The organism is Methylobacterium sp. WL18 (genome assembly GCF_008040015.1).
Taxonomy (GTDB): domain Bacteria; phylum Pseudomonadota; class Alphaproteobacteria; order Rhizobiales; family Beijerinckiaceae; genus Methylobacterium; species Methylobacterium mesophilicum.
Window position 1 is genome coordinate 1 of record NZ_VRVD01000112.1, and the last position, 10,472, is coordinate 10,472.

A 10,472-nucleotide genomic window follows, 5' to 3' on the forward strand; every position below is an offset into this window, starting at 1 on the left:
CCGGCGCACCGCCTCGCTGAGGCTCGACGCGCTGCCGTTTCCGGTGCGGGCGCCCTCGCGAAAGCCGCCGGCCCGCGCCACGGTCACGAAGGTGGCCAGGTCTGATAGATCCATCGTCATCGTTCGAGATCCCGCACAGCCCGTGCCGAACATCACCGCTTATCCGGTCAGGCCGTGCCGTCTACATCCGGGGCGCACACAGGAGATTCGCCATGACCGACATCGCGCAGGCCGGCACGTTCGCGCTCGGGGACCGCACCGTGAAACGCCTCGGCTACGGGGCCATGCAACTCGCCGGGCCGGGCGTTTACGGGCCGCCGAGAGACCGCGGGGCGGCCGTCGCGGTGCTGCGCGAGGCTGTGGCCAAGGGGGTCGATCACATCGACACCAGCGACTTCTATGGGCCGCACGTCACCAACCAGATCATCCGCGAGGCGCTCCATCCCTATCCCGACGATCTGGTGATCGTGACCAAGGTCGGCGCCAAGCGCGGGCCGGACGCCTCGTGGAACCCGGCCTTCTCGACGGAGGAACTCACGCAGGCCGTCCACGACAACCTGCGCAATCTCGGCGTCGACGCCCTCGACGTGGTCAACCTGCGCCTGATGTTCGACGCCCACGGCCCCGCGGAGGGCCCGATCGAGGCGCCGCTCACCGTGCTGGCGAACCTGCAGCGCCAGGGGCTGATCCGGCGGATCGGGCTGAGCAACGCGACGCACGCGCAGGTCGCCGAAGGCCGGCGGATCGCCGAGATCGTCTGCGTGCAGAACCAGTACAACCTTGCGCATCGGGCCGACGACGCCCTGATCGACGCGCTGGCCGAGGCCGGCACCGCCTACGTGCCGTTCTTCCCGCTCGGCGGCTTCAGCCCGCTGCAATCCACTGCCCTGTCGGAGGTCGCAGCCGACCTCGGGGCGACGCCCATGCAGGTGGCGCTGGCCTGGCTGCTGCGCCGGGCGCCCAACATCCTGTTGATCCCGGGCACCGGCTCGCTCGGCCACCTGCGCGAGAACCTCGCGGCGGCCGCACTGAGCCTGCCCGAGGACGCGATGGCCACGCTGAACGGGATCGGGGCCGCCTGACCGCCTGAACGCCTACTTGGCCTGGAGGCCGGCCACCATCGGGCAGCCGCCCTCGCTCATCGGCCGGAACGCCTGCTCGGCCGGGATCGTCTCCAGCACCTTGTAGAGGTCCCATTCGCCCTTCGACTCGGAGGGCGCCTTGGCCTCGAACAGGTACATCGGGTGGATCTTGCGCCCGTCCGGCCGGATCGTGCCCTTGCCGAACAGGGGATCGTCGGTGGGCAGTTCCTTCATCTTGGCGACCACGGCGGCGCCGTCCTTGGCCGAGCGCAGGGCCGCCACGGCCTTCAGGTAGTGCAGCATGCTGGCGTAGACGCCGGCCTGGTACGAGGTCGGCTTCCGGCCGGACATGCGCGCGCCGAACCGTTCCGCGAAGGCCCGGGTGCCGTCGTTGAGGTCCCAGTAGAACGAGGCGGTGAATTCGAGGCCCTGGGCGACTTCGAGGCCGAGGGAATGGATGTCGGTGATGGCGATCAGCAGGGCCGCGAGCGTCTGCCCGCCCTGGCGGATGCCGAATTCGTGCGCCTGCTTGATCGCGTTGGCCGCGTCGAGGCCGGCATCGGCGAGGCCGATCACCTGCGCGCCGGAGGCCTGCGCCTGGAGCAGGAACGAGGAGAAATCGGGGTTCGGGAAGGGGGTGCGCACGCCGCCCACGACCGTGCCGCCGTTACCCACCACCACCGCCTTGGTGTCGCGTTCCAGGGCGAGGCCGAAGGCGTAGTCGGCGGTGATGAAGTACCAGGACTTGCCGCCGCGCTTGAGCATCGCCTTGCCGGTGCCGTTGGCGAGCGCGGCGGTGTCGTAGGTCCAGTGGACGGTGTTGGGGGTGCAGGCCGGGCCGGTCAGGTCGGCGGTGCCGCCGCCCGAGTTGATGAAGGCCTTGTTCTTCTCCTTGGTGATCTGCGCCACCGCGAGCGCCACCGAGGAGGTCGGCACGTCGAACACCGCGTCGACCCCGTCGCGGTCGTACCATTGCCGGGTGATCGAGGCGCCGACATCGGGCTTGTTCTGGTGGTCGGCGGCCACGACCTCGACCTTCAGCCCCTGGGTCTCCGGCTTGAAATCCTCCACCGCCATGCGGGCCGCCACCACCGCGCCCTCGCCGGTGGAATCGAAGTAGACCCCCGAGCGGTCGTTCAGCACGCCGATCTTCACCGGCACGAGGTCGGCCGCGAGTGCCGCCCCGGCCCCGAGCGCGCACAGAAGCCCCGTCAGTGCCGCGACGCGGTGGCGGACCGTCATGTCTCACTCCCTGTTTCTTTGATCGCGGCGGCGTTGTTCGCCGCTCGGACGTCGTCCGAATGCAGTCTAGGCGGACCGGATCGGAGCCGATACCGGCCGGTGAGAGGATGCGGGCGATCCGTCAGGGCCTCCCCTCACCCGCGCGGCGCCAGCCCGAAGATCGCCCGCGCCTCGTCGGGCGTGGCCGGTTCGCGGTCGAGATGGGCCAGCAGGCTGACGGCCTTCTCCACCAGGGCGGCGTTGCTGGGGGCGAGCACGCCCCGGGACAGATAGAGGTTGTCCTCCAGCCCGACCCGGACGTTGCCGCCCATCCCGGCGGCCACCGCCAGGATCGGAAACTCCTCCCGGCCGATGCCGAAGGCCGACCAGACCGCGTCCTCGGGCAGCCGAGCTCGCATCGCCACCAGCGCCTCGGCGGTGGCGGGCGCGCCCCAGGGGATGCCGAGGCAGATCTGGAACAGGGGCGGCCGCGCCAGGTGCCCCTCGGCGATCAGGTGCCGGGCCAGCTCGATCTGGCCGAGATCGAACACCTCGATCTCGGGCCTCACCCCGGCCTGGCGGATCTGCGCCGCCATGGCCCGCAGATGCGCGGGGGTGTTGAGGAACAGGTGCTCGCCGAAGTTCATCGTGGCGACGTCGAGGGTGCAGATCTCGGGGCGTAGCGCCGCGACGTGCCGGGTCCGGGTCTCGGGCGACGCGAAGGTGGTGCCGGGGCCGGCCAAAGACGGGTCGGGATCGCCGGGCACGAACCGGCCCCCGACCCCGGTGGTGAGGTTGAGGATCACGGCCTCGTTCTGCTCGCGGATCCGCTCGACCACTTCGCGGTAATGGGCCAGCTCCATGCTGGGCGCGGCGGTCTCGGGATCGCGGACATGGATGTGGACCACCGCGGCCCCGGCGGAGGCGGCCTCCAAGGCGGATCGCGCGATGGCCTTCGGGCTCACCGGCACCGCCGGGTTCTTCTTCGTCGTGTCGAACGAGCCCGTGAGGGCGCAGGTGATGACGGTCGTCCGCGACATTTTTTTCTCCCTGGCCCTGATGCTGACGGGAGGTGGACCGACCCATCAGGTTCTTCGGCAAGCTTTTGAAACGCGGCGCTTTCGCCCTCCCCGCAAGGGCTGCCGGATACACAGGCCTCCGTCGTCGAATGAACTCATGCCGTCGCCCGTGAAGGGCGCGGGTCCCCTCTCCCGTGCGGGAGAGGGACAGGGTGAGGGATATGACCTCTCCGGAAAGACCTGATCCCTCACCCCAACCCTCTCCCGCACGGGAGAGGGGGCGCCTCGAGGCCTCCAGGAGCGATTGCGCCCCGAACCTGTAGACGTCGCTCCGCATAGGGCTCTGAGCCCCGCTATAGCGCCCCGCCATCGACCGTGATCGTCTCGCCGGTGATGTAGGCGGCGCCCGCGGCCAGGAAGAAGATCGTTTCGGCGATGTCCTCGGGCCGGGCCATGCGGCGCAGCATCGTGTGCTGCACGGTGGCGGCCTTGCGCGCCTCCGGCCACGGCTCGGTCCACGGGGTGGCGACGAGGCCGGGGGCGACCGCGTTGACGCGCACGTCCGGGGCGAGCGCTCGGGCGAGGCTGCGGGTCAGGTTGATCAGCCCGGCCTTGCTGGCCGAATATGCGATCGAGGAGCCCCGCCGCCCGAGCCCGGCCACCGAGGCGGTGTTGACGATCGCCCCCCGGTTTTCTTTCAGACCTGCCGCCGCGGCCCGCGAACAGCGGTACGGGCCGATCAGGTTGGTCGCCAGGATCGTGGCCCAAAACTCTTCCGTCATCGCGTCGAGGTCCTCGAAGGCGATCGGCGCGGTGGTGCCGGAGGTCCCGGCATTGTTGACCAGCACGTCGAGGCCGCCGAGCGCCGCGATCCCAGTCGCCACCATCGCCTCGGCCTCGCCGGGCTGGGACACGTCCCCGGGCAGCGCCATCACGGCCAGGCCTTCGGCGGCGAGACGCTCGGCCTCCGCGGGGCCGCGGGGATCGTCGGGCAGGTGGTTCAAGGCCACGCTGGCGCCGTTGCGGGCGAACAGCGTCACCGTGGCCAGCCCGATGCCAGAGGAGGCGCCGGTGACGAGGATGCGCCGTCCGGACAGGTCCGCGCCGATCATGTGCCCTCCATCCGGCCGATCCCGGCCATCGCCTTCTTCAAGGCCAGCAATTTGCGGTCGCGCTCGCGGAACAGGTCCGTGGGCTCGCGCCCGCCCCAGTCGAAATAGCCGCGCCCCGCCATCACCCCGGTCCGGCCCTCGGCGCAGAGGGCGTCCAAGGTCTCCGACCGGGTCCGGGCCGGGGGCGGCGCGTAGCTGCCGTTCGCCAGGGCGCGCCGGGTCAGGTCCAGCCCGGTGAAATCGGCCTTGGCGAGGTGGCCGAGGATCGGGATGCGTAAGCTGAGCCCGTGGATGATCGCGTCGTCGATGTCGCGCGGCTCGGCGATGCCTTCGTCCAGCAGCCGGAACACCTCGGCGCTGATCGCCGACTGGATGCGGTTGGCGACGTAGCCGGGGATGAAGCGCTTGAGCACGATCGGCACCTGGCCGAGGCCGAGTACGAGGTCGCGCATCGCCGCGATCACAGCCGGATCCGTGCCGGGACCCGGGACCACGTCGACGAGGTCGACGATGTAGGGCGGCGTGTACCAGTGCATCACGAGCGCCCGCGCCTGCCGGGCCTGCGGGATCAGCGGGAAGACGTCGAGATAGCTGGTGTTGCTGGCCAGGATCGCGTCACGTGCGCAGAGCCGGTCGAGATCGGAAAACAGCGCCCGCTTGGCCTCCGGGTTCTCGGTGATTGCCTCGATGATCAGGCCGGCCCCCGTCACCGCCGGTTCGAGTTCCACCTCGACCCGGACGGCCTGGGCGAGCCGCGCGGAATCCCACCCCTCCGGGGCGGCGCCCGCCTCCTGCAGGGTCGCCAGCGCCGAGGCCATGAGACCCGGCACCCGGGCGCAGGTCTCCGGATCGGTGTCGGTGATCCGGACGCCGTGGCCGTGGAGCGCCAGCACCAGGGCGATGCCGTGGCCCATCAGGCCGCCGCCGACGATTGCGATCTCCATCATGCCGTCCCCTCAGACCGTCGCGATCGGCGTCGTCGGCGAGCCGACCGCGCCGGGCAGGCGCAGCGGCGGCGCGGTCAGCAGGAAGCGGTTGCGGCCGTGCGCACGCAGCCAGTCCGCGAGCGGCGTCAGGTGCCACAGCTCGCCGAGGTTGACCCCGAGCTTGAACAGGCAGTGCTCGTGGAGCGGCAGCGTCGCACAACAGGCCGGCCCCACCCCGGCCGGGTAGGCCTCCACGGCGTAGTTGTCGGCGATCAGCGCGCACAGCCCCGAGCGCGTGATCCAGTCGAGGAGCCGCGGGTCCCGGCCGTCGAGGCCGGCGCAGAGGTCGTGGACCTGCTTCGGATCGGGCGTGCCGCCCATGGCGATCAGCCGCTCGGCGAAGCCGGTGTGCAGGCAGACCATGTCGCCGGGCTCGATCACGACGCCGTCGGCCTCAAGGATCCCGGCGAGCCGGTCGTAGCCGACCTTGGCCTTGGCGTCGCCGAGATGGGCGCGCAGGTCGATCATCACGGCCCGGCCCTGCATGCCGACTTCGGCCAGGCGTTCGATCCCGAGCCTTTTCGCCCGGGACGGCTGGTCGGCGGCCTCGGGGGTGCTCGGGCCGACGATGTCCCGGCCGCCGCGGAAGCCGTTGTAGAACGTCGGACCCGCGCCGGTGCCGTCCGCATCGAACAGCGAGCCGACATGGGCGAGCGAATCCCACTGTGTCGAGTATTGCAGGTGGATCAGCGCGCGGTCGTCGCAGATCACGTCGGTGGCGCCCGCGACCTCCTCGCAGACCGGGAAGTTCATGTTCGGCCGGCCGTTGGCCCGCCGGGTCGGGGTGATCTGCGGCGGGTGGCGGCGCGGATTGAGGACGTTGCCGCCGGGCAGGTCCAAGGGCAGGCTGAGGCAGAAGGTCAGGCCCTCGCGGACCTCGGCGACGCCCTGGCGGACCTTCTCGGGAGTCAGCAGGTTCAGGCGCCCGAGTTCGTCGTCGGGGCCGAAATCCCCCCAGGTCGAGCCTTCCGGGCGCCGGGTCCAGCGCAGGCTCATGGGTGCGTTACCCGCGCCGACAGCACGGATCGATCCGCCGGAATCCGGGGCCGCGGTCCGGGGCGAACCCCGGCCGCGGCCGAGCGTGCGTTCCTCACCTGTCCGTCGCCCTTCTTCGAGGCCGTCGGGCTCGCGTTTCGCGGAGCCGCCACGAGCCTAGGCCGGTGCGGCGCGAGTCGATACCCCGGGCGGAAAACGACTGGGCCGAAACGTCACCGGCCGGTCCCGATGCGGGCCTTGTGCTCTGGTTTTGCGCGGATAAAGTTCATCCCAAGCCCGCGAATAAAAAATTCGGGCGCTTGGGATGAGGAATCGCCGATGTCCGAGACCGTGCGCGTCGTCGCTCGGCGTGCCCCGATTCGGCGCGCGCTGCCCGCGCTGCTCGCTGCGGGGCTGATCCTGTCGGGACAGGCCCGCGCGGCCGACCCGTTCAAGGTCGGCGTGATCGCCGAGGCGCAGTCGGTGGCCGGCGCCGCGATCCCGAAGGCGGTCCAGCTCGCCGCCGACGAGATCAACGCCCAGGGCGGGGTCGACGGGCGCCAGATCCAGGTCGTGACCTACGACGACAAGAGTTCCGCCTCCGACGCGGTCCGCGCGTTCCAGCGGGCGGTCAGCGAGGACAAGGTCAACCTCGTCATCGCCAGCTACATCTCCGAGGTCGTGCTGGCCCTGATGCCGTGGTCGGCCCGGCTCAAGACCCCGATGATCACGCCGGGGGCCGCCTCCAACGAGATCAGCGTCGCCGTCCACAAGGACTACGCGCGCAACCGCTACACCTTCCACGGCTACCTGACCTCGCACGCCCTGGCGCAGTCGGTCTGCGACTCGGCCAAGGAGGCGCTGGTCGGGCTGCTCAAGGCGAAATCCGCCGCGATCATGAGCGAGGACGCGGCCTGGACCCGTCCGCTGGACGCGGCCTACGAGGAATGCCTGCCCAAGTCCGGGCTCAAGGTGGTGGAGCACGTCCGGTTCTCGCCGGATACGGGCGACTTCACCCCGATCTACAACAAGATCGAGGCGGCCAAGCCTGACCTGATCGTCACCGGCATCGCCCATGTCGGCGTGCAGCCCACCGTGCAGTGGCAGAACCAGCAGGTGCCGATCGCCATGACCGGGATCAGCGGCCAGGCGACCTCCTCGACCTTCTGGGCCAACACCAACGGCGGCACGCAGGGCGTGCTGTTCGACGCCATCGCGGTCCCCGGCGTGGCGATGACCGAGAAGACGAACGCCTTCACGGACGCCTATATCAAGCGCTTCGGCGGCGCCCCGTCCTATGCCGGCTACATGGCCTACGACGCCATGCATTACGCGGCGGACGCGGTGAAGCGCGCCGGCTCCACCGAGGCCGACAAGGTGGTCGACGCCCTGGAGAAGACCGACTGGCTCGGCACGGTCGGGCGCATCCAGTTCTACGGCAAGGACGAGACCTTCACCCACTCGATCAAGTACGGGCGGGGCTTCGTCACCGGGCTGCTGGCCCAGTGGCAGAGCGGCAAGCAGGTCGCGATCTGGCCGACAGAGGTGGCCAACGGGACATTGATCCTGCCACCCGCTGTGAAGCCGGCGGTCCAGTAATCGCGACGCGAGAATCCCAAAACAATGATCGGGCTCCAGATCCTCGTCGACGGCTTCGCGATCTCGGCGCTCTACGCGCTCGGCGCGATGGGCTTCACCCTGATCTTCGGCGTCTCCGGCGTGCTCAACCTCTCGCACGGCGCGCTGATGGTGATGGCCGCAGTCGCGGCCTGGGCGGTCTCGTCGCAGTTCGGCCTCGGCTCCTACGCGGGCGCCGGGCTCGGCATCCTGTGCGGGCTGGCCGCTTCCCTGGTGACCTACTTCGCCATCGTCGCGCCGATCGAGCGCAGCAGGGCGATCCCCCGGGAAGAAAAAGAAATCTTCGTCCTCACCGGCACCCTGCTCTGGGGCATCATGATCCAGGAGCTGGTCGCCTACTTCTTCACCGACAACCCGAAGACCGTGCTGCCGATCGTCGAGGGCGTGATCGAGATTGCCGGAGTGCGCACGCCGAAGAACGAGATCTTCACCGCGGTGATCTGCTGGATCGTGATCGGCCTGCTGTGGCTGTTCGTGAACAAGGCGCGGGCCGGCAAGGTCCTGCTCGCCGCCTCCATGAACCCCCGCGGGGTCACGCTGCTCGGCCACGACATGGGCAGGATCTACGTCGCGGTCTGGGCGATCTACGGGCTGCTCGCCGGGATCGCCGGGGTGCTGCTCGGGATGTTCCTTGGGGTGTCGTCCTACTCGGTGGGACCGCTCACCGCGAGCGCCTTCTCGATCGTGGTGCTGGGGGGCTTGGGCAGCGTCACCGGCTCGCTGATCGCGGCGTATGTGGTCGGCTATCTCGAGACCGCCACCGCCTACCTGATCTCCCCGGCCTACCGGGTGATCCCGGCGCTGCTGCTGCTGGTGGCCGTCATGTACCTGCGTCCGCAGGGCCTGCTGGGGCGGCGGTGATGGTTTTTTTGGGACTTTTCCGCCGGTCAACGGGGGAGGCGCGAAACCTCCGCGGCTCTCCCTCCCCCCTCTGCGGGGGAGGGTGGCCCCCGATGGGGGTCGGGAGAGGGGCAGCGCGACGCTGCAGGATGGATCGGGCGTCACGACCTCTTCGGACACCGCGCTCCCCTCTCCCGACCCGGCCTGACGGCCGGCCCACCGTCCCCCGCAGAGGGGGGAGGGCAACGTGCGGAGGATGGACCCACTCATGAAGCTCCTCACCGCTCCGGGCTTCTGGGTCGCGCTGCTGGCGCTGGTCCTGGCCGCGTTCCTGCCCTGGTGGGTCTCGGGCTACATCCTCGGGCTCCTCACCATCGCGTATTATTTCGGCGTCTTCGCCATGGCCTGGGACCTGCTCTTCGGCTTCGCCGGGGAGGTGAATTTCGGCCCGACCTTCCTGGTCGGGCTCGGAGCCTACGGGGCCGGCATCCTCAACAACCGCTACGAGCTGCCGATCCCCTACTGCCTGGCGGCCGGGACCGTGCTGGCGGTGGTCGGCGGGCTCGCCCTGGCGCTGCCGGCCCTGAAGGTGCGGGGGCCGTATTTCGGGCTGATCACCCTGGTGGCGGTGCTGCTCCTGCAGAACATGATCGTGGTGTTCTCCGGGATCACCGGCGGCGAGATCGGGCTCACGGTGCCGGACGTGATCTCCATCGACGCCGACACCAATTACTGGATCGCGCTGGGCTTCATGGCGTTTGCCGGGCTGGTCCTCACCGCCATCGCCCGCTCGCCCGTGGGGCTGATCCTGCAGGCCGCCGGCCAGGACCCGATCGTAACCGGGGCGCTCGGCTTCAACGTCGCCAAGCACAAGCTCGCGGCCTTCGCGGTCAGCGCCGCCTTCTCGGGCCTCGCGGGCGGGCTGGTGGTCTTCTACATGGGCACCGCCTCGGTCGGCACGCTGATCGACACCGCGGTGGGCGTGCAGGTGATCATCGCGGCGGTGCTCGGCGGCCGGCGGACCATCGTGGGCGCCGCGCTCGGGGCGGTGTTCCTGATCGCCGCCGGCGAATTGCTGCGCCCGCTCGGGCCGCTCTCGACCTTCGTGGTCTCGGCGGTGGCCCTGCTGGTCATCCTGTTCGTGCCCTCGGGGCTGCTGGGCCTCGCATCCGTCCGGAGAGCGCGATGACCGTCGCCGTCAAGCCAGCGCTGCGCGCCGCTTCCCTCGCCGAGCCCTGCCTCACGGTGCGCGGCCTGACCAAGCGGTTCGGCGGCCTCGTCGCCGTCAAGGACATCGACCTCGACCTGCGCCCCGGGGAGATCCTGGGACTGATCGGGCCGAACGGCTCGGGCAAGTCCACCGTGATGAAGCTGATCATGGGGCTGGAGCGGCCCACCGCCGGCTCGATCCGCCTCGACGGCGCCGAGATCGGCGGGATGCCGGCCCACCGGGTCGCCCGCCAGGGCATCGGCCTCGTGTTCCAGCACGCGCGGCCGCTCCAGCGGCAGACCGTGCTGGAGAACATCAGCCTCGCGCTGCTGCCCGACAGCCTGATCCGCCTGGCCGCGGATCCGCACGTCGCGCGCCGCGCAAGAGAG

General features: G+C 70.3%; 10 protein-coding genes and 1 pseudogene. 5 read left to right on the forward strand and 6 right to left on the reverse strand.

Annotated elements, in window-relative coordinates:
* Positions 1-120: pseudogene (locus tag FV228_RS34160) on the reverse strand (LysR family transcriptional regulator); the annotation flags it as partial.
* A 92-nt stretch (positions 121-212) separates the two neighbouring features.
* Between FV228_RS34160 and FV228_RS11140 the strand changes: the two are divergent.
* Positions 213-1,082 carry an aldo/keto reductase family oxidoreductase gene (locus FV228_RS11140; protein ID WP_147854686.1) on the forward strand — a complete coding sequence of 290 codons (870 nt, stop codon included), beginning with the start codon at positions 213-215 and terminating at the stop codon, positions 1,080-1,082.
* A gap of 12 nt (positions 1,083-1,094) precedes the next feature.
* Here FV228_RS11140 and FV228_RS11145 read toward each other — a convergent pair whose 3' ends face one another.
* The 5 genes from FV228_RS11145 to FV228_RS11170 form a co-directional block, all read right to left on the reverse strand.
* Positions 1,095-2,324: an ABC transporter substrate-binding protein gene (locus tag FV228_RS11145; protein ID WP_147854687.1), complete on the reverse strand. Its 1,230-nt coding sequence runs from the start codon at positions 2,322-2,324 to the stop codon at positions 1,095-1,097.
* Positions 2,325-2,458: 134 nt separating this feature from the next.
* The gene (locus FV228_RS11150) at positions 2,459-3,343 is read right to left on the reverse strand and encodes a 3-keto-5-aminohexanoate cleavage protein (protein WP_147854688.1); all 885 of its coding nucleotides are present in this window, start codon (positions 3,341-3,343) and stop codon (positions 2,459-2,461) included.
* Positions 3,344-3,675: 332 nt separating this feature from the next.
* Positions 3,676-4,434, reverse strand: coding sequence for an SDR family oxidoreductase (locus FV228_RS11160; protein WP_147854690.1), 759 nt, complete (start codon positions 4,432-4,434; stop codon positions 3,676-3,678).
* On the reverse strand, positions 4,431-5,381 hold the full coding sequence (locus FV228_RS11165; RefSeq protein ID WP_147854691.1) for a 3-hydroxyacyl-CoA dehydrogenase family protein: 951 nt from the start codon (positions 5,379-5,381) through the stop codon (positions 4,431-4,433). Before FV228_RS11165 ends, FV228_RS11160 begins: the two co-directional genes overlap by 4 nt.
* 9 nt (positions 5,382-5,390) lie before the next feature.
* Complete coding sequence (locus FV228_RS11170; protein ID WP_147854692.1) at positions 5,391-6,416, reverse strand: cyclase family protein; 1,026 nt, start codon at positions 6,414-6,416, stop codon at positions 5,391-5,393.
* A 318-nt stretch (positions 6,417-6,734) separates the two neighbouring features.
* On the opposite strand from FV228_RS11170, the gene FV228_RS11175 reads away from it, so the two are divergent.
* The 4 genes from FV228_RS11175 to FV228_RS11190 form a co-directional block, all read left to right on the forward strand.
* Positions 6,735-7,994: an ABC transporter substrate-binding protein gene (locus tag FV228_RS11175; RefSeq protein WP_147854693.1), complete on the forward strand. Its 1,260-nt coding sequence runs from the start codon at positions 6,735-6,737 to the stop codon at positions 7,992-7,994.
* A gap of 24 nt (positions 7,995-8,018) precedes the next feature.
* On the forward strand, positions 8,019-8,894 hold the full coding sequence (locus FV228_RS11180) for a branched-chain amino acid ABC transporter permease (protein ID WP_147854694.1): 876 nt from the start codon (positions 8,019-8,021) through the stop codon (positions 8,892-8,894).
* Between the two features lie 247 nt (positions 8,895-9,141).
* Positions 9,142-10,062, forward strand: coding sequence for a branched-chain amino acid ABC transporter permease (locus tag FV228_RS11185; protein WP_147854695.1), 921 nt, complete (start codon positions 9,142-9,144; stop codon positions 10,060-10,062).
* Positions 10,059-10,472 (forward strand): ATP-binding cassette domain-containing protein (locus FV228_RS11190; RefSeq protein WP_147854696.1); only part of this gene is annotated, 414 nt, incomplete at its 3' end. The genes FV228_RS11185 and FV228_RS11190, both read left to right, overlap by 4 nt.